Here is a 22,102-nt window from a genome sequence, read left to right as displayed (position 1 = left end):
AGTTGAAAAAAACTAAACTATAAGAGGAGCGCCACCATCCGCCGTCTGCCACCGCTCAACGCCCTGCGCAGTTTCGAGTCTGCCGCGCGAAACCTGAGCTTCAACGAAGCTGCAGAGGAACTGTTCGTGACCCCGTCTGCGATCAGTCATCAGATCAAGTTGCTTGAAGAATTTTTGGGCTTGAAGCTGTTTCGGCGCGAGAAACGCAAGGTCAGTCTGACCGCGGCCGGCGAGCGCTACCTTCCTTCCGTACAGCTGGCGCTGGATGAAATTGAAAGTGCAACGCGGCGTTTGATGACATCACCGAACCTGAGTGCGGTCAACATCAGCGTAGCGCCTGCGTTTTTGACCCGCTGGCTGGTGCCGCGCATTACCCGGTTTCAGGAGCAGTACCCGGACGTGGAGCTGCGCTTCAGTTCCACCACTGGCTTTATCGATTTCGAACACTCCGATACCGATATGGCGGTGTATTACGGCGAAGGCAACTGGCGGGGGGTGGATATCCATTTTCTGCGCTATCTGGTCTCGACGCCGGTGTGCAGCCCCAAGTTGGCAGAGGGGCTGAACAGTCCTGAAGATCTGCTCAAGCGAACGCTTATTCACGTCAGTGGACGGAGGCAGGAATGGCAGCAGATTCTGCAGCAGCTGGGCGTCAGAGCCAACACATCAACCCGAACCATGTCTTTCTCCAGTACCGCACTGGCCGTGTCGGCGGCCATTGAAGGGATAGGTGTATCACTGGCTGACCGGGCGCTGGTGCAGCGCGAACTGGAAGCGGGACAGCTGGTGGTGCCGTTTGATATCACGCTGGACAAGCCGAGGGCGTTCTATCTGGTCTATCAGGAGAAGCGCCAGCTCACCTATGGCATGCAGGCGTTTCGTGACTGGATTCTGCAGGAGATGCAGCAGGACCTGACACCTGTATCCGAAGCCTGACGCTGACTCATTCCTAGATGAGTCAGCGTCAGCTATAGTGGGTCAGTTGTCCTGGATGTACTTTTCGAATTCCTTCATGGTCAGCATCCACCAGTCGATAGTGTCATCGAAGTTGCTGCTGCTGACGCCATATTTCAAATTAACGGGCATGTCGATGTTCGGGTCGCCGTCTTCGTCCAGGTAAGCCGTGCCAAAAAGCTGTGTCTCGTTCCACTCATTGATTCTCTGCAAGGATACAGGCTGGTCAGCCCAGGCAGCGGAAAATACGATGTTTTCACAGTCTTTGTTGTCTTCGCAATTGTAGAAATAGATACCATATTTGTTACTGTCAATCCGGCCCGTAATAAGCGGGTCACCATAGTCATCTGTTCCCAAAGTGGCGGAACCGAAGCCTCGGGCCAGTTGAACGATCTTCTCCGGGTCGGAGGCCTCAACAAGAGAAGACGCCTGAACGCCGGTAACGTTGCTCATGGTGCCAATTCCCGCTGCCAACAGCAGAATGGATGCTGCTTTCATAACTATCTCCCTGTTTTAAGTTGAGGTCCATTATTGTACACCTTCCCATTCGGTTATACCTTCAGTGCCGTTGGACTGATGTGACATATGGCATTTCCTGCAATTACAGAACCTGATCTTTCCTGGTAAAAGAGCAGGTTCACAATAAATCAAGGTGGTTTATCTTTGCATACCAAGTCATCCTAGCGATTCCTAAGTGGCAAATGATGATACTGGAATGCCGTTCTATCTGACTCGGGGTGACTCATGCAGCAAGAAAATCTCCAACCGTTCTACCAGTTGACGCCCGATACTGTGATTGATGCGGTGGAGTCGATGGGCTACCTCAGTGATGGCCGTATTCTGGCACTGAACAGCTACGAGAACCGCGTCTATCAAGTGGGTATAGAGGAAAGTGAACCACTGATCGCCAAGTTTTACCGCCCCTTGCGCTGGAGTGATGAACAGATCCTGGAAGAACATCAGTTCTGTTTTGAGTTGGTTGAGCAGGAGTTGCCGGTGGTAGCACCCTTGACCAACAGTGCCGGTGAAAGCCTGTTCCATTTCAAGGATTATCGGTTTTCCCTGTTCAAGCGCCGAGGTGGGCGCGCACCGGAGCTGGATGACCCCGACCATTTGTATCAGTTGGGGCAGACTCTGGGGCGAATCCACCTGGTCGGAGCTGTGCGCCCCTTCGTGCACCGCCCGGCGCTGGATATCCAGACCTACGGTCGTGACAGTGTGGCATTGATCAGTGAAGGCTTTATTCCGTCTTCACTGCGTGAGGCGTACACCAGTCTCTGCGCCGATCTGCTCGACGGGATCGATGCCTGCTTTGCCGCCGCCGGTGAGGTGAAGCTGATTCGCGCGCATGGCGACTGTCATGGCGGCAACATTCTCTGGCGTGATGATACGCCCAACTTTGTCGATTTTGATGATGCGCGCATGGCCCCGGCGATTCAGGACCTGTGGATGCTGCTGACCGGCGATGACCGCGTGCAGCAACAGCTGCAGCTGGCTGAGGTGATCGCGGGATACAGTGAGTTCGCTGATTTTGATCCGCGTGAGCTGCATCTGGTAGAGGCACTGCGCACCCTGAGAATGATGCATTACAGTGCCTGGCTTGCCCGGCGCTGGGAAGACCCGGCTTTTCCGCACAACTTCACCTGGTTCAACACCGAACGCTACTGGGGTGAGCATATCCTGCAGTTGCGCGAACAGCTGAGCGCATTGCAACAGCCGCCGCTTAAACTGTTGTAGGGCTCAGTGGGGCGGGTCGATCTGGTTGTTGATGCTGGTATTGACCCGGAACCAGCCGGCGATGCTGTAGCGATCGGCACGTGCCGGCAGTACTTCATGCGGAAAACGCTCGCTGAGGAAAACCACCAGCGTGCCCATCTGGGGCACCACCTTTTCGACCACCTCTTCGCTGTCGTGGGTCGGCCAGATCAACAGTTCGCCCCCAAGCTCAGGTTGCCAGTCAGGGTTGAGGTAAAACACCGTTGTCAGCACGCGGTTGGTTTGGCCACGGAAGGCATCCAGGTGCCGTTTGTAGAACGCGCCTTCAGGATAGTGGGCAAAGTGAGCCTCATAATCGAACAGCCCCATGAATAGCCGCCGGTTCAGCCCTTCACGCAAATCGTTCATCCACCGCAGATACTGTGCCTCGATCAGTGACTGATGGCTCAGCCAACGGATCTGATCACGGCGGATCTCGCCGTGCAGCTGGTGATCCTGTTCACGACCGATACCGGCGCGACGAAACTGCTCGTCATCCATTGCCTGCAGGTGCTGACGCAGCGCATGGCCAAGTGATTCAGGCAAGGCAGAGGGCAGAATGATATAGCCCTGCTCAACCAGTGCGTCAGCGATCTTATCGTACAGGCTTTGGGTCAGGTCGAGATCAAGTTCGGGCGGTGAATACACAGGGGTATCCTCCATAACAGAGATGATGCTATATACCCCCGGTTAGTGGTAAAGTCACGTAAAAGATTCGATCAGGGTGATAAATGCCATCTTCTTCATACAAGTGTCTGCTCTTCGCCGGTGGGTTGCTGCTCTCGGGCTGTGCCGAGTCGGCACCTGAGCAGCATGCACTTGATGTCAGGGCGTCCGCCTATAACTCGGTACCTGAGCAAACGGTGGGGAACCCGGCGATTGCCGCCTGGGGTGATCGCTTGAAACCGGGAATGAAAGCGATTGCCGTGTCACGTGATCTGCTGGAAGAAGGCCTGGATTACAACATGCAGGTACAGATCGAAGGCCTGCCGGGCACCTACCGGGTGCTGGATAAGATGCACCCCCGTTGGGAGCGCAAGATCGACATTTACATGGGCGAGGATGTTGGGGCCGCGCTCGACTGGGGTGTTCGCGATGTCACCATCCGCTGGAAGCCGGTTTCAGACGAAGGTTGAGGTCCCCGCTACCCATCAGGGCTGAATCAACTGACCGTCCCAAGCATACACATTGCCTGAATCCATTGGTGTCAGGCCATCGATCACCTGCAGCAGTGAGCGGGCCGAAAACTCGGGCGTAAACAATTTTCCTTCCGGTACACGGGCCTGGAACGGTTCTGACAGCGGTGTATCCACAGTGCCTGGATGCAACCCCGCCACCACCAGTTTGGGCCAGCGCCGTTTGGCTTCAATAGCGGTACAGCGCAGTAGCATATTTAACGCCGCCTTGCTGGCGCGGTAGCTGTACCAGCCACCGAGCCGGTTGTCTCCGATACTGCCTACCCGTGCCGACAGCGCCGCAAATACTGCTCGTTGATCCTTCGGCAGCAGTGGGATCAGATGTTTGGCCAGCAAGGCCGGTGCCAACGCATTGATCTGCATCTGCTGCTGGAAGTAGTCACTCTCCAGGTTGCGCCAGCTTTTCTCCGGCAGACTCTCCTCTGAATGCAAAAGCCCCGAGGTGATCAATACCAGATTTGGGGTTACGTCCTTGAGCTGTTCGGCACAGGCGATGATGGAGCCTTCCTGACTCAAGTCGATGGGGTGCAGGCTGAGCCGATCCGGATTGCGTTCCGCCTGTTGTTTCAGTGGCTCGGGAATCCGGCGAGCGAAAGCGTATACCCGGCTGACCCGAGGTTCGTCCAGCAGCTGTGCCAGCACCGCCTGGCCAATGCCGCCGCTGGCACCGATCAGTACAGCAGTGATGGGGGAATCGAACGAACTCAACAGGCTCATGAAAGCTCCCGATAGCGATTGAAGATGACATGCACATCGACGTTGGCACCGAGCTGGGAGGCGAGCATGAACAGCCCGCCCATCTTGCGGTGCAGAAACAGCACATCTGCCGGTGGTGTATGCCAGGCGTCCGGGTCGCTGCTGATCGCCATGCCGCGCTGATGAATCCGCTGGGCCAGATCTGAGTTGCCAAAATCATAGGCCCCCGGCGTGCGCAGCGGTTCAGTGGCTTCCATGAAAATGTCCAGCACAACCTGGCGGTTGGCGGCATCATGACGCTGACTGAAAAAGCCCAGCGTTTCCAGTGCCTGCGCCAGTTCCGTCTGGTTACGATCGGTGGCGGCACAGATGGCATGGTGATACTGCAGTACAAAGTCGATCGAGAAACGGCGCACGGCGCCAAAATCCAGCAATACCAGCCGGTCCTGCTGCAGGTTGTACTGGTAGTTGGCCGGGTTGGGATCGGTCTGCACGCAGTGCAGTTGAAACAGCTCGCAGAAGAACAGCTCCAGCAGCAGGGCGGGGATATGATCCTTGAGCGCAGGCTGTTCAGCGGCTGCCTGTTTCAGACTGACCCCCTCGATGAAATCCATGCACAGGATCTGTTCTGTGGATAACTCGGTGTCGACGCCGGGCAGTGCCAGGGCATCATAATGACGAAAGCCCAGCAGCGCCGCATCGTAGGCCAGCAGCTGTTGCTGCTCGTGCAGATAATCCGTCTCCAGCCGCAGCTGCTGCTTGGCTTCAGCCACCAGCGGGTCGATGTCCAATTCCCGCGGCAGCAGACCGCTGAGGCGCAGCAGGGAAACAACATTGTCGATATCGCTGTCGATGCTGCGACGCACACCTGGATACTGAATCTTGATCGCCAGCTCGCGTCCGCCATGGGTGCGGCCCTTATGTACCTGCCCGATGGAGGCGGCGGCCACCGGATCAAAACTGAACTGCGCCAAGCGCTGATCCCAGTCGCTGCCCCAGTTGCTTTCCAGTACGCCGACCAGCTGAGCCGCGGGCATGATCACCGCATCATCACGCAGCCGCTCCAGTACCGCTGCCAGTTCCGGTGGCAACAGCGCCCCTGAGTCCATGGAGATCAGTTGGCCAAGCTTCATCGCCGCCCCGCGCATCCGTGCCAGCTTGTCGGCGACCTGCTCCAGGTTCTTGCGGCTGAGCAGCAGCTCGGACAGCGCCGGTCGTCGGCCCTGCATCCACTGCTTGCTGCCTTCGGTAACCAGATTGCCGGCCACCCGCCCGGCCAGGCCGGTCAGGCTGGCCATGCGTGAAAAACGGCTGCTGGGCACTGCTGCAGCACGGCGGGGTTTGCTGTGGGTGTCGGTCATGGGATCTCCTGGGACATCCGGTCCCGGTTCAGGTGGTGTACTATTTCCATCTTACGCGCGTCTGGCGCGAGTGGATGCATGAGTGAGACAACGCGATGGAATATGAATTCAGACGAGATCTCTACGATCAGCCCGAAGCGATCGTCGAGATGGAACAGGCGCTGTTTGGTCGCTGGCTGAGCGAGGCGCTGGGTGATAACCGGGGCGAAGCCGAACGCATCCTGCAGCGAGCCGAAACCCTGCTGAGTGATCGTCGTGGGCAGTTTGATTGGCATGGGCAAGAGTTGAGTCTGCAGCTGGACAGCGAAAGCGCACGCGTCTGGCTCCAGGCTGAAGGCGATCTGGATGAGCTGGAAGGAGGCTTTGGTCTGGCCGATGAAGCCTGCGAGTCGGGGCTGGAGGATTTTATCGGTCTGCTGCGTGGCTGGATTGACTATCTTGATGAATAGGATCTGCTACAATCCCGAGTAAATCAGTCAACAATAACGCTGTGGAGAGACCATATGAGCATCCAGATCGGTGACACTATTCCCAATGTAGAACTGCGCGTGATGGGCAAGGAAGGGCCGGAAGCGGTTCAGACCGCTGACCTCTTCGCCGGCAAGAAAGTGGTACTGTTTGCGGTACCGGGCGCCTTTACTCCGGGTTGCTCCATGACCCACCTGCCGGGCTTCGTGGTCAAGGCTGACGAGATCAAGGCCAAGGGCGTGGACAGCATCATCTGCACCGCGGTCAACGACGTGTTCGTAATGGACGCCTGGGGCAAGGATCAGAACGTCGACGAAATTATCATGCTGGCCGACGGCATCGGTGAATTTGCCTCTGCCATGGGCCTGGATCAGGACCTGTCCGGCATCCAGTTCGGCAAGCGCAGCCAGCGCTACGCCATGATCGTCAACGACGGCAAGATCGAGCTGCTGAACATCGACGAAAAAGGCATCGACAAGAGCAGCGCCGAGACCGTTCTGGCCGCGCTCTAAGCGTCAAAGTAGTAAAAAACGCCGACATGCCTGTGCAGTCGGCGTTTTTTTATGCCGATCCTCAGGTCTGTTTCAACGCCCGGGCATGATGGCGCAGGTGGTCTTCGATAAAGCTGGCGATGAAGAAGTAGCTGTGGTCATAACCGGGGCGCATGCGCAGCTCCAGCTGATGTCCCGCCGACGCACAGGCTGCTTTCAGCGCTTCCGGCTTGAGCTGTTCCTGCATGAAATCATCCGCCTCGCCCTGATCCACCAGAATCAGCAGCCGTTCTTTCGCGGTTGCGATCAGTTCACAGCTGTCCCAGGCTTTCCATGCCTCGCGATCAGTGCCCAGATAGCCTGAAAACGCCTTTTCGCCCCACGGGCAGTTGATCGGATTACTGATCGGCGCGAAAGCCGATACCGATACATATCGGCCCGGATTCTTCAAAGCACAGATCAGCGCACCGTGACCGCCCATGGAGTGGCCACTGATGGCGCGTTTTGGGGTTACCGGAAAATGCTGTTCGATCAGTGCCGGCAGCTCGTCGGTCACATAATCGTACATGCGATAGTGAGCAGACCAGGGCGTCTCGGTCGCATTCACATAAAAACCGGCACCGGAGCCGAAATCGTAGCTGTCATGCTCGCCGGGCAGGTCGGTGTCACGCGGACTGGTATCCGGCGCAACAATGGCGACGCCCAGTTCGGCGGCAACGCGTTGGGCACCGGCTTTCTGCATGAAGTTCTCATCCGTACAGGTCAGGCCCGACAGCCAGTACAGTACCGGTACCGGCTGCGTTTGTGCCTGCGGTGGCAGGTAGATGGCAAACACCATCTCCGTGCCGGTCGTCGTCGAACTGTGTTTGTAGCGCTTGAGCCAACCGTCAAAGCATTTGTTGCTGGCGACCAGCTCGGGGGCTGCTTGAGTCATGGGACCCTCCTTGATTACTGATCGAACAGAATCACCGAGCGGATGCTCTTGCCTTCGTGCATCAGGTCAAACGCCTTGTTGATGTCCTCCAGACCCATGGTGTGGGTGATGAACGGATCGATCTCGATCTTGCCGTTCATGTAGTCCTCAACGTAGCCCGGCAGCTGGCTGCGGCCCTTGACGCCACCGAAGGCGGAGCCTTTCCAGACGCGACCGGTCACCAGCTGGAACGGACGGGTGGAAATCTCTTCACCGGCACCGGCAACACCGATGATGATGGATTCACCCCAACCCTTGTGGCAGCACTCCAGTGCAGAACGCATAACCTGAACGTTACCGATACACTCGAAGGAGTAGTCCACGCCGCCGTCGGTCATGTCGACGATCACCTGCTGGATCGGATCGGAGAAGTCTTTCGGGTTGACGCAGTCGGTGGCACCGAACTGGCGTGCCATCTCGAACTTGTCTTCGTTAACGTCGATGGCGATGATGCGCGCCGCATTGGCCATGCGGGCGCCCTGGATGCAGGACAAACCGATGCCGCCCAAACCAAAGATCGCGACGGTGGAGCCCGGTTCAACCTTCGCTGTGTTCAGCACTGCACCAATACCGGTAGTAATGCCGCAACCCAGCAGACAGACTTTCTCCAGTGGCGCATCGACATGGATTTTCGCCAATGAAATCTCCGGTACCACGGTGTACTCGGAAAAGGTGGATGTACCCATGTAATGGAACAGCGTTTTGCCGCCGATGGAGAAACGGCTGGTGCCATCCGGCATCAGGCCCTGGCCCTGAGTGGCGCGTACTGCCTGACACAGGTTGGTCTTGCCGGAGAGGCAGAACTTGCACTTGCCGCACTCGGCGGTATACAGCGGAATGACGTGATCACCCGGCTTCAGCGTGGTGACGCCCGGGCCCACTTCTTCGACCACACCGGCACCTTCATGGCCCAGAATCGACGGGAAGATCCCTTCGGGGTCCGCACCCGAGAGCGTAAAGGCATCGGTGTGGCAAACGCCGGTGGCGACGATGCGCACCAGCACTTCACCGGCCTTGGGGCCCTGAACGTCCACTTCTTCGATGGTGAGGGGCTTGCCCGCTTCCCAGGCAACGGCTGCGCGTGACTTCATGGTGATCTCCCGAGTCGAATACAGATGTTGAGATAAACGTGATGGTTCAAGTGTAGCCCCTGAACTGTTCCATGATAATGACAGCAATCGAAAAGTATTTTTGCTCAGCTGCAATAATTCTGGCATACAGGGTCTATATCAGACGGGCGGGGAACACAGAATGCGGCACTGGGAAGCTATAGAAGCCTTTGTCGAGGTAGTACAGCAGGGCAGCTTTTCGGCAGCGGCACGCAAGCTCAAGGTCTCGCCCTCGCATATCAGCCGGCTGGTAGCCCGGCTGGAGGCTGAATTGAGTACGCCGTTGTTGTATCGCACCACGCGCAAGTTTCGGCTTAGTGAAGCGGGCGAGCACTACTTTCAGCACTGCCGTGAACTGCTGCAGGGCTTCAGCGCGGCGGAAGAAGAGCTGTCCAGTTTTCAGGCAGAGCCTTCCGGTACGCTTCGCGTGACCTGTGCCACCACCTTCGGTGAGCGTTTTCTGGCGCCGCAGCTGAACGACTTCATGCTGCAGTACCCGAAAATTAGCCTCGACCTGCACCTGACCAACCGTCAGACCGACCTGATCAGCGAAGGCTATGACCTGGCCGTACGCATGGGCACGCTTAAGGACTCCTCTTTACTGGCGCGACGCCTGTGCGATCGGCGCGAATACCTCTGTGCCAGCGCCAGTTACCTGCAGCGTCACCCTATGCCACATACACTGTCAGAGCTGGGGCGACACAACTGCCTGATGGGGTCCAACAGCTTCTGGCTGTTCAGTGAAAATGGCCAGCGCAAGGAGCTGAAAGCCAGCGGCAACTGGCGTTCCAATTCTGGCCCTGCGTTGCTGGATGCGGTCAGCAAAGGGTTGGGGATCGCCCAACTGCCCGACTATTACGTCGAGCCGGCCCTGAGGCGTGGTGAGCTGATCTCGATGCTGGAACAGTACCGTTACCCCTATAGCGGCGTCTGGCTGGTGTATCCACAGGCGCGACAGCGCTCGCCACGACTGCAGCTGCTGTGTGATTTTCTGATTGAGCGTTTCAAGGGCGGGTTGCCGTGGTGTGAATGTGAATAAATATACGGGCACCTCGAAAAACCCGACTTATACGTTGCCGAACGGGCTGAGCTGACCGCAAGACTCCAGTTTTAATCGATTACGTCTCGTTTTTGGGCCCTCTGGACCTGCAGCGGTGGTCTCTGTGTGCCCATGAGGCACACCGAACCACCACCAACGGCTCAAAACGCCTTAATCCCGGCCCGCTGGAAGTACACCAGCCGCTTCAGGTTGTAGCAAGCGGCCATCATGGTCATCGCAAAGTTGGCTCTCGCTTGACCCACTGTGCGGATCAACTTGCCACCCATCTGGTCAATGCTGGCGAACACATGCTCGACACGAGCACGGGTTTTGGCAATCCGCTTATTGCGTCGTTGTTGGCACTCCGATAACGGTTTCTGACGGTGGCCTTTGCGCTGAATATGGTTGCGATAGCCGTGCTCTTTCAGCCAGGCTTCTCGCTCGGTCGAGGGGTAACCGCGATCGGCATAGACGTCCTGACTGGTGTTGTGCCGATCAAGAACAGCCTCGAAATGTTGGCTGTCATGCACTTTGGCAGTGTCACACTGAAAACGCCGGATCACCTTGTACTTGGCATCGACGTTGATTGACAGTTTGTAGCCAAAATGGCTCTTTCCGTGCTTCTTGGTCCAGCTGGCATCGGTATCCTTCTGCCGCCGTTTAGCGGGCTTCCAGTCCGCTGGCATGGCATTTTGATCCAGCAGCTCTTTGTCACTGCGTCGGTTATGCTGCTTGGGCGCTGGCACCAGAGTAGCATCAATGATCTGGCCACCACGGGCGATGAAGCCCTGCTTGAACAGTTGCGCCGATACACCATCGAACAGGGCCTGGGCACCGGCTTCACCGATGCGATTTTCAAAGTGCCAAATCGTGGTGCGATCAGGAATATTAATCGCCTGGGTCAGCCCGCAGAAGCGCTGATAGCTCATACGGTCCAGCAGTTGGTACTCCATCTGTTCATCCGACAGGTTGTAAAGGCGTGAGTACCAGAATGCGCACCATGGTTTCAGTGGGGTACGGCGGTCGTCCACCCTGCGCGCATTCGACTCGAGGCGCGATGCAGTCAACTTCAGCGGCCAGTGCGGAGAAGTTGATGTGCTGCTCAATCTCAGCCAGAGGATCGCCGATCCGGTCGATCTTTTCACGGTGATGTTCGCTGGCAAAGAGGTCGTTTTTGATTGCGCTACGCTTCTTCATGGTACTAACTGGTCGGATGATTAGTGGTTGCTTGATGCTATCACAGGGCTACCGGTGCTGTGAGGGAGGTTTTTCGAGGTGCCCATACGTACTTATCTAGATAGAATAGATATTATCAACTAAACGAATAGGTATGTTTTCTTACACCCAATAAAAGATAATACCAATTGTATGAGAGGTAGTAATAAAAGATCCTAATTTCTCGCACTAATAATAAAAGGCGAGAAACATGAACGAACTTTCTACAAATACAGATGACCATGCATTGGAAGTGGTACCCGAGTCAGAACGACAGACTTGGTTAAGGCTTTCATGGGGTACTACAGGGATAGTGACGACCCTTGTGCAGCTATTCGTAGGGGCACTGGCGACTTTTGTCGCTGGCTTCTGGATAGGGTTAATATCGGGGATATCAGTGGCTATCGTTGGCGGCTTAATGGGATGGGCTGTCGGCAATGTTGCCTACAAAACAGGGCTGTCGAGTTCAGTGCTCGCACGGTTCCATGGGTTCGGAACCAAAGGGTCCATTATTGTTGCGCTAACATTTGGCTTCATGATAACCGGCTTTATAGCATTAGAAAATGTTCTTCTATACGAAGGTTTTATATTCTGGAGTGGACTGGAAGATAATCCTGAAACAGAGTGGACATTCTATGCCGTTCTATCCATTTTATGGATACTTTTAACAGCATTTGGCTTCAAGGAGGTCACAGCTGTTGCATCGTTGACGTTGATAGCTTTCTTGGGCGTCTTGATCTATCTGATGATAGGAATTGTGCAGAGCTCAGGCCAGTCATGGGTAGAGGTGTTTACCTTTGGGGCTCAGTTACCTCCTGATGCGTTAGCGGCACTGGGCGCTGATACAACTTTTGGAAAATACGCTTTCTGTTTTAATGTCATGATTGGTGCCGCAGGTGCCTTGGCCCTTATCGATGCAGACTTGGGACGGTATTCCAAGTCGAGCAAAGATATCGGTATTGCTGCTGGACTGGGCAATCTTTTCATGAACGTCATCATGCTGGTGGTCGGTGCGGCGGTAATGTATGCCGGCTCTTCCTATCTTATTGATTACTATGTGGGACAGGGTGTTAGCCTCGATGAGGCGAAGCACAAGGTATTAAATAGCCCTCATAGTGTTGCTGCAGCATTCATCATTCTGGGTGGTGTGTTCGGAGCGATTCTACTGTTCCTGGCTCAAGGCAAAGCACAAGTGCTGAATACCTATAGCGCTTCGTTGTCGTTAACAAATATTGCAGATGTGATTTTCGGATGGAGGCCTGGTCGACTTTTTTTTGTAGTAGTGGCCAATATGATTGCTTGCCTTATGATTGCACTCTCAATTTTGGACTGGTTCAGCAATTTTATAACGGTTCTTGGTGTTCTGACCACCTCCATAGCAGCCATCATTATAGCTGATTATTACTTGGTATCAGGAGAGAGAAAAAACATACGTGATAGTAAGGCTTTCAATTGGCCTGGTATTACGACTACTTTTGTATCCTTTGTTTCTGCACATTTAATTCTTGATGACTATATAGAGATTGAGTTTATATCCTCGGTTCTAATAAGTTTCATCCTTTATCCGATGTTAAGTTTTGTTTTTAGTAAAAAAAATAAAGAAGAATCTATTAAAAGGGCTGTGTCATGAGAGCGATAGTAGCAGGTATTAGTTTATTTTATTCTATTCAGTTGATGGCTAATCCGATGCTTTTATTGCAGAGGGACGAATTAACATTGAATGGTTTTTTGATGGTTGATGCTGGCTATACTTATGTTGATAACATCAGTGGAGAATCTGAAACCGACTTTACATCCGGTATGATGTCTCCTAACCTGATTGGGTTAAGCGGCAGTTATAATACGGGTAAAGAAATTGATATTATATTCAATCTCGAGAACCAGTTTAGCTTGGAAGATGGACGGACTGTGGGCGACGATCTATTTAGCAGACAGTCATGGATCGGGCTAAAAACACCTTACGGCTCTATTACTGGCGGAAAGCAGTATGAATTCATGTTCGAATCTCTTTCTGAAAAAAGATGGGGACAAAAACTGAGTGCAGTTTCATTGCATCAGATGCAACAAGGGCCGTATCAAAGTTTTGGTTTTCCTTCGATCGACTTCAATAGAACATCTGGCGCTTTCCGAGTCGAAAGTGCAGTCAAATATGTATCACCTGTCTATAAAGGGATGAGCGCGGGCATCATGTACGGTGATGAGAGTTCGGGTGCAAAAACGTTGAGTACGGGGTTGAACTACGCAAATGAAAATTTGCGTATCAATATGGCTTATACCAAATCGGATGGTTTTCTTGGTTCTCCCAGTGAAGTTGAAAACTATGGTATAGGGTTCGCTATGGATGTCGGTAACCATACATATGATGCGATATATACAAAGACACATAATGAGCTAAACGATGCTGAAGTTGACGTATTTGGTGTAGGAATGCACTCCATGTTGGGAGGGAATTACTTTATATACACAAACTTACAGTATATGGATGGTAATGCTTCAATAGGCAATAGGGATGCAATGCAAATCGGCAGTACTCTGATGTACAAATATAGTCCAAATATAGATTTTTATGGAACTGTTGTGTATCAGGATACGAGCGGAGATGGAACAACACATGCAAATATCACAGCTGTTCCAGGATCTTCCAGTGATGGGAGCCAGCTGCTTACTCGAATTGGGGTGAGATTCATCCTTTTCTAAATAAAGTAAGGTTTGGGTGCTTGTGCACTCAGGCCTTAGCTTTTCGTAAGTGTTAACACCTATTTGGTTAGTTGTTTTCACCAATTAATTTTTATTTCTATCTATAAGATCATAATAAAAAATCCTATAAAACTATAAATAAAAATTGGAACTTTTATGTCAAAACGAGTGGCTGTTATTGGTGCTGGGTTTGCTGGATTATCAACAGGAAAGTTGCTTAAAAACCTTGGCTATGATGTAACCATCTATGAAAAAGACGCTGAGGTCGGAGGTGTTTGGGCTTCATCTCGTCGTTATCCGGGGCTAGGTACTCAGAATCCAGGCTCCACCTATGCACTGTCTGAGCATCCGATGCCAAAGAAGTATCCTGAATGGCCATCTGGCGAACAGATGCAGACGTATTTTGAGTCGTACGTGGATAGGTTTGGATTCAGGGACATCATCCGGTTCAAAACCGAAGTGGTAAACGCTGAGTATGATCACGGGACCTGGACAATCAATACGAGAGAGACCTCATCCGGAAAAAACGGCGAAGAGGATGTGGAATATTTTGACTTCCTCATTGTATGTAACGGTATATTTTCGAGTCCTAAAATTCCTCATTTCGATGGCAGTCAGGAGTGGGTTGAGTCTGGCAGAAAGATCATGCATACATCCGATTTCTTGGATATAAATGATGTTAAGGATAAAAAAGTCGTTGTTATAGGATATGGGAAATCATCATGTGATGCAGCTAACTCGATTGCAAAAAAAGCCAAAGAAACCCATGTTGTAGCAAGAAAGATTATTTGGAAAGTCCCTAAAAAAATTGGCGGAATAATTAACTTCAAGCACCTTTTTCTCACGCGTTTAGGTGAAGGGTTGTTCCCCTATATAGAATTAAAAGGCTTCGATAAGGTTATACATGGTGTTGGCAAACCAGTACGAAAAATGCTCCTTACCGCTATAGGTGGCATCATCTCCCGGCAACTAAACTTCAAAAAATGTGGTCTCTATCCATATGGACCTTTGGAAACCATAGCAAGAACCTCTATCAGCCTGGCTACGGATGGTTTTTTTGAAAAAGTTGAAAATGGATCCATAGCGGTTCATCGAGATACGCAGATATCTAAACTGTCTGATGGTGTTGTATATCTTGCCAACGGTGAGAAGATAGAGGCAGACATTATTATTGCAGGGACAGGTTTTCATCAAGAAATTCCATTCTTTAATAAGGATCTGATGCAGAAAGTTACGAAAGAAAATGGAGACTTCAAACTATACAAACAGGTAATACCTGTTGGTGTTCCAGGGCTGGCATTCGTCGGCTATAACTCTTCATTTTTCAGTCAGTTGAGTTGTGAGACAGCAGCAATGTTTGTCTCAGAATATATGCGAGGCGGCCTTAATCTTCCGTCTACTCAAGAGCAAGAAAAATATGTTGAAAAGCGTCTTGAGTGGGCGAAAGAAAGAACGAATGGAAATTATTTCAAAGGAACTTATATCGTGCCTTTCTCATTAAGGCAGATGGATGAACTTCTGGATATGATGAACTTGAAACTGAGTAAGTTCACTCGGTTTATGCAATGGTTTTTTGTTGTTGATCCATCAAAATACAGTGTTTTATACAAAGAATTGGAAAAACGAAACGAGGTTAATAAAACAGTAATAAAAGGGGTTGGCTTGCATGAAGAAGTTGGACGGTAAAGTTGTAATTGTTACGGGTGGAGCTGCTTCGATCGGTGCCGGAATCTCCCGTCATCTTCATGGGCAGGGTGCAAAGGTTGTAATTGCAGCGCGCAGCCGTTCAAAAGGCGAGGCAATGATAGAAGAGCTTGGCGAAAACGCTGCTTTCATCGTTACGGACCTGAAAAAAGATGACGACATTGCTCGCTTGGTGATGGAAACGGTATCACGGTTTGGCAGATTGGATGTCCTTGTCAACAATGCTTGTGCTTATGGTGATGCGGGCAGTGGAACCAGCCGAGAGGTATGGTTGGACACACTCAATGTGAATGTGGTCTCAAATGCGCTCCTGGGAGAGCAGGCCCGGCCTCATTTGCAGAAAAGTAAAGGCGCAATTGTCAATGTCGGCTCCGTCTCTGGACGTTTTCCACATATCGGTCGTTGGGCTTATCCTGTTTCCAAGGCGGCTCTCAGACATTTGACAAAGAGTCAGGCCGTAGAATATGCCGCAGATGGTATACGGGTGAACCTTGCGATGCTGGGCCATATTTGGTCAGATCCCATCGCCCAGCTATGCTCGGGAGACCGAGAAAAAGCGGATCGTATGGCTTCTCCTTACAACCTTTTCTCACGTGTTGCCGACCCCACCGAGGTAGCCCAAGTGGTTGCATTTCTGGCGTCCAGAGAAGCCTCATACATTACTGGCAGCGAAATTGCGGTTGATGGTGGCTACAGTGCGCTTGGTCCTGAGCAGTATAGGCCGCTGACGATACCGGAGTGATGCCCGTATGAATATGAGCACTGAGTTGATCGGTATGGTGGCAGGGGGGGTGAGTACAGCAGCATTCCTGCCTCAGGCATTGCGAATTTGGATGACAAAAAATGCTCGTGATATCTCGCTATTGACCTATTGTATTTTGGGATTGGGTAATGTTTTTTGGATAATATATGGTATTGAAAAATCATCCCTTTCATTAGTTTTCACCAATAGTTTTATATTGATCACAGCATTGGTGATCGTCTATATGAAGTATTTCATTATTAAAGACTGAAATGCTGATATAAACAAAAATAATGAGGTATTTTGAATATGAACAAAGGTGTCATACGTCCGGGGCATGTGCAATTGCGTGTTTTGGATATGGGTGAAGCGCTTGAACATTATGTTCAACTTCTGGGGTTAATTGAAACGGACCGAGATGATACTGGCAGGGTTTACTTGAAGGCCTGGACGGAGGTTGATCACTTCTCGGTAGTGCTCAGGGAGGCTGAGATTCCTGGGATGGACTTCATGGGTTTCAAGGTTCTCAACGAAGAAGTGTTGGATCGATTGAAGCTGGATTTGGAAGCCAAAGGCTATCCAGTGGAAGATATTGTTCCCGATGAACTGAAGCACTGTGGAAGGCGAGTTCGTTTTCAGGCACCAACAGGACATACTTTCGAGCTTTTTGCATCCAAAAAGCAAAGTGGCCGCTATGGTGTAGGTAACCACAACCCGGAAGCCTGGCCTCGAGGCCTAAAGGGGATGAAAGCACAGCGGTTCGATCATTGCTTACTGTATGGTGACGAACTGGAAGCGACGTATGCGCTGTTCAAGGATGTGCTCGGTTTTAACTTGTGTGAGCAGGTTGTTGAACCGGATGTAAGCGCTAGAGAATCAGCACCTTTTTTCCAGCCACTAACCGCCGCACACTGATTCCATCGTCACCTACGCGAGGAATCAGTTATGAACTCAGCCGAGCGCACACACTACTGGCAACAGTACATTGAACACTGGCGCGATACCGGGCTATCCGGCGCTGCTTTCTGCAAACAGCAATCGCTGTCCTATCACCAGTTTGTCTATTGGCGCCGCAAGCTCGAAGGTACAGATGATGCGACCGATACCGAGCGCTCACCAACACCCGGCTTTGCTCGCGTCACCCAGGTGGCCGCTTCACCGCTATCGGATGATCTGACCCTGAGGCTTCCGGGTGGCATGGCCATTACAGGCCTGCATGCCGGTAATGTTGACCTGCTCGGTGCAATCCTGAGGCAGCTCTGATGAAACCGCGGTATCTGCGTCCCTCTCGGTCCATGCCCGAGATCTATCTGTACCGTGAGCCCATTGATTTTCGCAAGCAAGCCAATGGCCTGGCGGTGCTGATTGAGCAGGAGTTAGGGCGTAGCCCCTTCACTGGTGCCCTGTATGCGTTCACCAACCGGCAGCGTAACAAGATCAAGTGCCTGATGTGGGAAGACAACGGTTTTATCCTCTATTACAAGGCGCTGGCCGAAGAGAAATTCAAGTGGCCCAGCCCGGCTGATGAGCTCATGCCGTTGACCGGCGAACAGATCAACTGGTTGCTCGATGGTTATGACATCAGCCTGCTGCAAGGCCATAAAACCTTGCATTATGAGGCCGTTGGATAGCGGGTTTTGGGTGCTTCAACTGGCTGTTTTTGATATAATTTTGCCCATGAAAACACAGCCCAAAACCACCTCAAAGACGCCTGATATCAGCAGTTTATCGACCGCTGACTTGCTGTCGATGGTGGCCGGGCTGCAGCAGCAACTGGCCTCGAAAGAGGATGAGCTTGAGCAGCGGGATCAGGTCGTCAAAGAGCGCGACCGGCAACTCCAGCAGCGCGAGCAATACATCCTGTTGCTGGAAGAGATGCTGCGTTTGCAGCGCATCCAGCGCTTCGCGGCCAGCAGTGAGAAAACGGCCCACCAGATCCACCTGTTCGATGAGTCCGAGCTGGAAGCCGAGATCGATCAGCTGCGGGATCAGCTCCCGGACGATATTGAAGTCGCTGAAGACGATACCCCTGCTGCCGCGTCTACACCCAAACGCCGTCAGCGCGGCTTCTCCGATAGCTTGCTGCGTGAGCGCATCGAGCTGCGGCTGAGTGATGAAGAGAAGGCCGGGGCCGTCAAAACCTTCTTCACCAAGGTGAAGGAAGAGTTGGACTATATCCCGGCTCAGCTCAAAGTACTGGAATACTGGCAGGAAAAAGCCGTGTTCGAGACGAACGGCGACGAGCGGATCGTAGCCGCGGCTCGCCCGACACACCCGCTGGGCAAATGCATCGCCACCCCGGCCCTGCTGGCCTACCTGATCACCTCCAAATATGCCGATGGTCTGCCGCTGTATCGTCAGGAGCAGATGTTCAAGCGTCTGGGCCATGAGCTGAGCCGCACCAGCATGGCGCACTGGATCATCCGTCTGGATGAGGTGTTCAAACCCCTGTTCAACCTGATGCGGGAGGCGCAGAACAGTGCGGCCTACCTGCAGGCCGACGAAACCCGGATCCAGGTACTCAAAGAGGACGGCAAGGCTGCCCAATCCGATAAATGGATGTGGGTGACCCGGGGCGGACCACCCAGCCAACCATCAGTCCTGTTCGCCTATGATCCTTCCCGAAGCGGAGCGGTACCCGTACGCCTGCTCGATGACTTCAAGGGTGTCCTGCAGGCCGATGGTTACTCCGGTTATGCGCAGATCTGTTCAGCCAATAAGCTGACCCGCATCGGCTGCTGGGATCACGCCCGCCGCAAGTTCATCGAAGCGACCAAAGCGGCCAAGCCGGCGGGTAAAGGCAAACAGGCCAAGCTGTCCAAAGCGGATGTGGCACTCAGTCACATCAACAAACTGTATGCCATCGAACGTCAGATCAAGGACCTGAGCATTGCCGAACGCTATCAGATCCGTCAGGCATCGAGCCTGCCTCGACTGGAAGCGTTCAAGGCCTGGCTGGACGCCAACGTGGGTCGCGTGATGAAAGGCGGGTTAACTCGCAAAGCTATGGAATACACCCTGAACCAGTGGCCCACCCTGATCGGCTACTGTGAGCGGGGTGACCTGCACATCAGCAACGTGCTGGCCGAGAATGCCATCCGTCCGTTCGCCGTGGGTCGCAAGGCCTGGTTGTTCGCGGATACCCCGCAGGGCGCTCACGCCAGCGCCACCTGCTACTCCCTGATCGAAACGGCCAAAGCCAACGACCTGGAACCCTCGGCGTACATCCGGCATGTGCTGGAGCGTATCGCCAACGCCGACACACTGGAAAAGCTGGAGCGACTGCTGCCCTGGAATGTTGAACTGGAGCGGACTTCAAAAAAAGTGGCGCAGTACAGTTAAGGGCAAGTGGGTCGTTTTAACGGCGTGTACAACCGGATGGCACACCGGTGGCTATGTTTCTGACTACATCGATGAAAGCACACGATATTGCGTTCATCAAACACCCCGAGAAAAACAAGTTCCATCATGCCTCATTCCTGTTGGAAACCTGGGAGGAGGTTCTGCGTGCGGGAGATCTTCTATCCATGACCGATACATCATTGGATATAGGTCCCACACGACATGGCATTACTCATGGGCAGACCATCTATTTCTTTGACCCCTCGGGCAATCGAAATGAGGTGTTCTGTGGCGGGGACTACTACTATCCTGATCATGAACCGATCACTTGGGATGCTGAGCAACTTGGCAAAGCCATCTTTTATCATGATCGTCAGCTCAATGAACGGTTTTTGACCGTATTGACATAATCATGTCATGGATACGGGCATAGTACTCGCTGTTGAGGACTATGCCCGTGCCACCGGAATCAGGAAGGATGCTCGTGTACCTCGGTAGCCGTCCTCTCGTGCCGTAATGGTGAGTTTTCCTCTGTGCGACTTCATGATTTTTCTGCATAGAGATAAACCGAGACCCAGGCCGCCTTCTTTGGTTGTATAGAAAGACTTCTCAATTTTGTGTGATATCATCTCTTCTGGCGGGCCTATGCCGCGGTCGTAGATTGAGACTTCGACCCAGTCGGATGCATGATCAAAGACATGGATATCAATGGATTGGCTGGCAACATCCAGCCCCTTCATCGAATCGAGCGCATTCGAGATCAGGTTAGAGATTACTTGCTGAATCAAGATCTCATCGCATAAGACTTTTTTATCAGTCGTAATGTTTATGTCGCATCTGGCGAGTCTGTTCTTTATTTGCGCATTGATGATGTCTTTTGCATTCTCTATAACTTCTTTTATGGAGATGAGTTTTGGGCTTTGCTCACTATTTTTGGTGAAATTCTTAATAACAGTCACAACTTTACCGGCCCGCTCCAGTTCGTTCTGTGCCATCTCCAGGCCATAGATAATATCCTTGCGGGAAAAGTTTTCTCGAGACAGTCGGTTGCGGCAACCTGCAAAATAGTTGACGGCGGCGCAAAGGGGCTGGTTGATCTCATGAGCAATAGCAGCGGTTACCTCTCCGGCTATCGAGAGCCTAGCAAGGTGATTCAGGTTGCGGTCTTTCTCTCGATCTTCCTCCTCTCTACGCAGGCGCTCGGTGACATCTCTGAAATTCAACAGAACGTAGTTAAAGCGGAGATTACCAAGGAAGTTCTTGAAATAGACTTCATGATTGCGCCACTGACCGCTGTTATTTTTAACACGAATTGAGATGGAGCCGGAGCGAAAGGGAGAGCCTTTTATTGAAAGGCGTTCTAACATTTTGTTGACATATATGAGGTCTTGGGGGTGAATAAATTCAACGATATTTCTACCTGTCAATGAGCGAGCGGTGCGACCTGTTATAAGTTTGATGGACTCGCTGAGGAATTCGATTCTGCCTTTTTGGTCAATCAGAGCGATGCCATCAGAAGATATACTCATCAGGCGCCTGAAGTATTTATTTCTTTCCCTCAGTTTCTGCTCGGCAACTTTACGAACTGTGATGTCTCGTGTCATTGCAAGCACGAGTTTGCTTGACTTAGAGCCTAATCTTTTTAAGTTTACTTCAACTGGTATATACCCATTTTTATGTGTGCTAATTTCCCATTCAAATGTTAGCAGTATATTTTCCTCAAACGCCTTCCTTATTGTTCTGAGTGCATTGTCATGGTTATAATGTTCGTTACCCTTTGCGAGATTACCAACCTTCATGCCAACAATTTCATCTGAGGTCATGCCATAGAGCTCGCAGGCCCTTTTGTTAACCTTTAATATGTCACCAGTCTCGGCACAATGAATGATCATTGCATCATTAGCGAATTCGAATATTTCCTTATATGAGAATTCAAGATCTTTTGTATTAATCATTTTTTAAACTGTCGAAGTAAATTTTAGTGAGCTCAGCAACACTTTTTGTATTCAGTTTCTTTCTAATATTTGTGCGATGCACTTCAACGGTTTTGTAACTTATCTCCAGAGAGCGGGCAATCTCTTTACTGGATAAACCCTCTGCCACGAATCGGAGGATTTCAGTTTCTCGATCTGTCAGTAGATGTATGGTGCTTGCCTTTTGCTGAGACTGAACGCGGTCAAGCCTGTCGATTCGGCTTCTGATGGAACGGTTTATTTTGTCAAGTAAAATTTGGTCATTTACAGGTTTTTGAAGAAAGTCATCGGCACCACTTTTGATCACCGATATCGCTTGGGGAATGTCGCCGTGGCCGGAAAGAAAAATCCTGATTCCGTGACTTAAAACTCAGCTTCGCATCTCCA

The 22,102-nt window shown here is 52.0% G+C and carries 23 protein-coding genes and 2 pseudogenes; 16 read left to right on the top strand and 9 right to left on the bottom strand.

Going from position 1 to position 22,102, the window contains the following annotated elements:
• The first annotated feature begins 36 nt into the window (after window positions 1-36).
• Window positions 37-936 carry a transcriptional regulator GcvA gene (gene gcvA / locus CFI10_RS18000; protein WP_091825873.1) on the top strand — a complete coding sequence of 300 codons (900 nt, stop codon included), beginning with the start codon at window positions 37-39 and terminating at the stop codon, window positions 934-936.
• Window positions 937-978: 42 nt separating this feature from the next.
• Here the strand turns inward: gcvA and CFI10_RS17995 are convergent, their stop codons facing one another.
• The gene (locus tag CFI10_RS17995; RefSeq protein ID WP_206837287.1) at window positions 979-1,452 is read right to left on the bottom strand and encodes a YbjN domain-containing protein; all 474 of its coding nucleotides are present in this window, start codon (window positions 1,450-1,452) and stop codon (window positions 979-981) included.
• Between the two features lie 246 nt (window positions 1,453-1,698).
• Here CFI10_RS17995 and CFI10_RS17990 point away from each other — a divergent pair, with 246 nt between their 5' ends.
• Complete coding sequence (locus CFI10_RS17990; RefSeq protein WP_206837285.1) at window positions 1,699-2,691, top strand: serine/threonine protein kinase; 993 nt, start codon at window positions 1,699-1,701, stop codon at window positions 2,689-2,691.
• Window positions 2,692-2,694: 3 nt separating this feature from the next.
• On the opposite strand, the gene CFI10_RS17985 is transcribed toward CFI10_RS17990, so the two are convergent.
• On the bottom strand, window positions 2,695-3,372 hold the full coding sequence (locus CFI10_RS17985) for a 2OG-Fe(II) oxygenase (protein WP_206837280.1): 678 nt from the start codon (window positions 3,370-3,372) through the stop codon (window positions 2,695-2,697).
• Between the two features lie 68 nt (window positions 3,373-3,440).
• Between CFI10_RS17985 and CFI10_RS17980 the strand changes: the two genes are divergently transcribed.
• A complete protein-coding gene (locus CFI10_RS17980) occupies window positions 3,441-3,845 on the top strand; it encodes a 3D domain-containing protein (protein WP_091825864.1) in 405 nt (134 codons plus the stop codon).
• Window positions 3,846-3,860: 15 nt separating this feature from the next.
• Here CFI10_RS17980 and CFI10_RS17975 read toward each other — a convergent pair whose 3' ends face one another.
• Window positions 3,861-4,622, bottom strand: coding sequence for an SDR family NAD(P)-dependent oxidoreductase (locus tag CFI10_RS17975; protein WP_206837277.1), 762 nt, complete (start codon window positions 4,620-4,622; stop codon window positions 3,861-3,863).
• The gene (locus tag CFI10_RS17970) at window positions 4,619-5,962 is read right to left on the bottom strand and encodes an ABC1 kinase family protein (protein ID WP_206837274.1); all 1,344 of its coding nucleotides are present in this window, start codon (window positions 5,960-5,962) and stop codon (window positions 4,619-4,621) included. The genes CFI10_RS17975 and CFI10_RS17970 overlap by 4 nt, the downstream gene beginning before the upstream one ends.
• Before the next feature lie 95 nt (window positions 5,963-6,057).
• Between CFI10_RS17970 and CFI10_RS17965 the strand changes: the two genes are divergently transcribed.
• Window positions 6,058-6,411: a YacL family protein gene (locus tag CFI10_RS17965; protein WP_206837272.1), complete on the top strand. Its 354-nt coding sequence runs from the start codon at window positions 6,058-6,060 to the stop codon at window positions 6,409-6,411.
• 54 nt (window positions 6,412-6,465) lie between these two features.
• Entirely contained in the window at window positions 6,466-6,942 is a 477-nt protein-coding gene (locus CFI10_RS17960) for a peroxiredoxin (RefSeq protein ID WP_206837269.1), read from the top strand.
• 61 nt (window positions 6,943-7,003) lie between these two features.
• Here the strand turns inward: CFI10_RS17960 and fghA are convergent, their stop codons facing one another.
• Together fghA and CFI10_RS17950 are read right to left on the bottom strand one after the other, a co-directional pair.
• Window positions 7,004-7,855, bottom strand: a complete 852-nt coding sequence (fghA, locus tag CFI10_RS17955; RefSeq protein ID WP_206837265.1) for an S-formylglutathione hydrolase — start codon at window positions 7,853-7,855, stop codon at window positions 7,004-7,006.
• Between the two features lie 14 nt (window positions 7,856-7,869).
• Complete coding sequence (locus CFI10_RS17950; RefSeq protein WP_206837262.1) at window positions 7,870-8,985, bottom strand: S-(hydroxymethyl)glutathione dehydrogenase/class III alcohol dehydrogenase; 1,116 nt, start codon at window positions 8,983-8,985, stop codon at window positions 7,870-7,872.
• 160 nt (window positions 8,986-9,145) lie between these two features.
• Between CFI10_RS17950 and CFI10_RS17945 the strand changes: the two genes are divergently transcribed.
• Entirely contained in the window at window positions 9,146-10,042 is an 897-nt protein-coding gene (locus CFI10_RS17945; protein ID WP_206837259.1) for a LysR family transcriptional regulator, read from the top strand.
• Window positions 10,043-10,203: 161 nt separating this feature from the next.
• Here CFI10_RS17945 and CFI10_RS17940 read toward each other — a convergent pair.
• Window positions 10,204-11,239, bottom strand: a pseudogene (locus CFI10_RS17940) (IS5 family transposase).
• 229 nt (window positions 11,240-11,468) lie between these two features.
• Between CFI10_RS17940 and CFI10_RS17935 the strand changes: the two are divergent.
• From CFI10_RS17935 to CFI10_RS17890, 10 genes and pseudogenes are all read left to right on the top strand, one after another.
• Window positions 11,469-12,887: a purine-cytosine permease family protein gene (locus tag CFI10_RS17935; RefSeq protein ID WP_206837257.1), complete on the top strand. Its 1,419-nt coding sequence runs from the start codon at window positions 11,469-11,471 to the stop codon at window positions 12,885-12,887.
• Complete coding sequence (locus tag CFI10_RS17930) at window positions 12,884-13,954, top strand: porin (RefSeq protein ID WP_206837254.1); 1,071 nt, start codon at window positions 12,884-12,886, stop codon at window positions 13,952-13,954. The genes CFI10_RS17935 and CFI10_RS17930 overlap by 4 nt, the downstream gene beginning before the upstream one ends.
• A gap of 156 nt (window positions 13,955-14,110) precedes the next feature.
• Complete coding sequence (locus CFI10_RS17925) at window positions 14,111-15,640, top strand: flavin-containing monooxygenase (protein WP_206837250.1); 1,530 nt, start codon at window positions 14,111-14,113, stop codon at window positions 15,638-15,640.
• Window positions 15,621-16,400 (top strand): SDR family oxidoreductase, encoded by a 780-nt coding sequence (locus tag CFI10_RS17920; protein ID WP_206837247.1) that lies wholly within the window; start codon window positions 15,621-15,623, stop codon window positions 16,398-16,400. The genes CFI10_RS17925 and CFI10_RS17920 overlap by 20 nt, the downstream gene beginning before the upstream one ends.
• Before the next feature lie 7 nt (window positions 16,401-16,407).
• Window positions 16,408-16,671, top strand: coding sequence for a SemiSWEET family sugar transporter (locus CFI10_RS17915; protein ID WP_206837244.1), 264 nt, complete (start codon window positions 16,408-16,410; stop codon window positions 16,669-16,671).
• A 38-nt stretch (window positions 16,672-16,709) separates the two neighbouring features.
• Window positions 16,710-17,315 (top strand): VOC family protein, encoded by a 606-nt coding sequence (locus tag CFI10_RS17910; RefSeq protein WP_206837241.1) that lies wholly within the window; start codon window positions 16,710-16,712, stop codon window positions 17,313-17,315.
• 30 nt (window positions 17,316-17,345) lie between these two features.
• On the top strand, window positions 17,346-17,663 hold the full coding sequence (tnpA, locus tag CFI10_RS17905; protein ID WP_206834776.1) for an IS66 family insertion sequence element accessory protein TnpA: 318 nt from the start codon (window positions 17,346-17,348) through the stop codon (window positions 17,661-17,663).
• 32 nt (window positions 17,664-17,695) lie between these two features.
• Window positions 17,696-18,031 carry an IS66 family insertion sequence element accessory protein TnpB gene (gene tnpB, locus CFI10_RS17900; protein ID WP_206834773.1) on the top strand — a complete coding sequence of 112 codons (336 nt, stop codon included), beginning with the start codon at window positions 17,696-17,698 and terminating at the stop codon, window positions 18,029-18,031.
• Window positions 18,032-18,254: 223 nt separating this feature from the next.
• Window positions 18,255-19,742 (top strand): annotated as a pseudogene (gene tnpC, locus CFI10_RS17895) (IS66 family transposase); the annotation flags it as partial.
• A gap of 47 nt (window positions 19,743-19,789) precedes the next feature.
• On the top strand, window positions 19,790-20,152 hold the full coding sequence (locus CFI10_RS17890) for a VOC family protein (RefSeq protein WP_425270416.1): 363 nt from the start codon (window positions 19,790-19,792) through the stop codon (window positions 20,150-20,152).
• Window positions 20,153-20,191: 39 nt separating this feature from the next.
• Here CFI10_RS17890 and CFI10_RS17885 read toward each other — a convergent pair whose 3' ends face one another.
• On the bottom strand, window positions 20,192-21,697 hold the full coding sequence (locus CFI10_RS17885; RefSeq protein ID WP_206837237.1) for a PAS domain S-box protein: 1,506 nt from the start codon (window positions 21,695-21,697) through the stop codon (window positions 20,192-20,194).
• Window positions 21,690-22,022: a response regulator transcription factor gene (locus CFI10_RS17880; protein WP_206837232.1), complete on the bottom strand. Its 333-nt coding sequence runs from the start codon at window positions 22,020-22,022 to the stop codon at window positions 21,690-21,692. Before CFI10_RS17880 ends, CFI10_RS17885 begins: the two co-directional genes overlap by 8 nt.
• Between the last annotated feature and the right edge of the window lie 80 nt (window positions 22,023-22,102).

This window comes from Marinobacterium iners, assembly GCF_017310015.1.
Lineage (GTDB): Bacteria > Pseudomonadota > Gammaproteobacteria > Pseudomonadales > Balneatricaceae > Marinobacterium > Marinobacterium iners.
The sequence above is the reverse complement of the archived record's forward strand: the minus strand, read 5'-3'. Positions and strand labels throughout refer to the sequence as shown.

Coding starts and splice junctions, on each gene's coding strand:
- CFI10_RS17995 (WP_206837287.1), bottom strand. CDS start 1,452: ATGAAAGCAGCATCCATTCTGCTGTTGGCAGCGGGAATTGGCACCATG.
- CFI10_RS17990 (WP_206837285.1), top strand. CDS start 1,699: ATGCAGCAAGAAAATCTCCAACCGTTCTACCAGTTGACGCCCGATACT.
- CFI10_RS17985 (WP_206837280.1), bottom strand. CDS start 3,372: ATGGAGGATACCCCTGTGTATTCACCGCCCGAACTTGATCTCGACCTG.
- CFI10_RS17980 (WP_091825864.1), top strand. CDS start 3,441: ATGCCATCTTCTTCATACAAGTGTCTGCTCTTCGCCGGTGGGTTGCTG.
- CFI10_RS17975 (WP_206837277.1), bottom strand. CDS start 4,622: ATGAGCCTGTTGAGTTCGTTCGATTCCCCCATCACTGCTGTACTGATC.
- CFI10_RS17970 (WP_206837274.1), bottom strand. CDS start 5,962: ATGACCGACACCCACAGCAAACCCCGCCGTGCTGCAGCAGTGCCCAGC.
- CFI10_RS17965 (WP_206837272.1), top strand. CDS start 6,058: ATGGAATATGAATTCAGACGAGATCTCTACGATCAGCCCGAAGCGATC.
- CFI10_RS17960 (WP_206837269.1), top strand. CDS start 6,466: ATGAGCATCCAGATCGGTGACACTATTCCCAATGTAGAACTGCGCGTG.
- fghA (WP_206837265.1), bottom strand. CDS start 7,855: ATGACTCAAGCAGCCCCCGAGCTGGTCGCCAGCAACAAATGCTTTGAC.
- CFI10_RS17950 (WP_206837262.1), bottom strand. CDS start 8,985: ATGAAGTCACGCGCAGCCGTTGCCTGGGAAGCGGGCAAGCCCCTCACC.
- CFI10_RS17945 (WP_206837259.1), top strand. CDS start 9,146: ATGCGGCACTGGGAAGCTATAGAAGCCTTTGTCGAGGTAGTACAGCAG.
- CFI10_RS17935 (WP_206837257.1), top strand. CDS start 11,469: ATGAACGAACTTTCTACAAATACAGATGACCATGCATTGGAAGTGGTA.
- CFI10_RS17930 (WP_206837254.1), top strand. CDS start 12,884: ATGAGAGCGATAGTAGCAGGTATTAGTTTATTTTATTCTATTCAGTTG.
- CFI10_RS17925 (WP_206837250.1), top strand. CDS start 14,111: ATGTCAAAACGAGTGGCTGTTATTGGTGCTGGGTTTGCTGGATTATCA.
- CFI10_RS17920 (WP_206837247.1), top strand. CDS start 15,621: ATGAAGAAGTTGGACGGTAAAGTTGTAATTGTTACGGGTGGAGCTGCT.
- CFI10_RS17915 (WP_206837244.1), top strand. CDS start 16,408: ATGAATATGAGCACTGAGTTGATCGGTATGGTGGCAGGGGGGGTGAGT.
- CFI10_RS17910 (WP_206837241.1), top strand. CDS start 16,710: ATGAACAAAGGTGTCATACGTCCGGGGCATGTGCAATTGCGTGTTTTG.
- tnpA (WP_206834776.1), top strand. CDS start 17,346: ATGAACTCAGCCGAGCGCACACACTACTGGCAACAGTACATTGAACAC.
- tnpB (WP_206834773.1), top strand. CDS start 17,696: ATGCCCGAGATCTATCTGTACCGTGAGCCCATTGATTTTCGCAAGCAA.
- CFI10_RS17885 (WP_206837237.1), bottom strand. CDS start 21,697: ATGATTAATACAAAAGATCTTGAATTCTCATATAAGGAAATATTCGAA.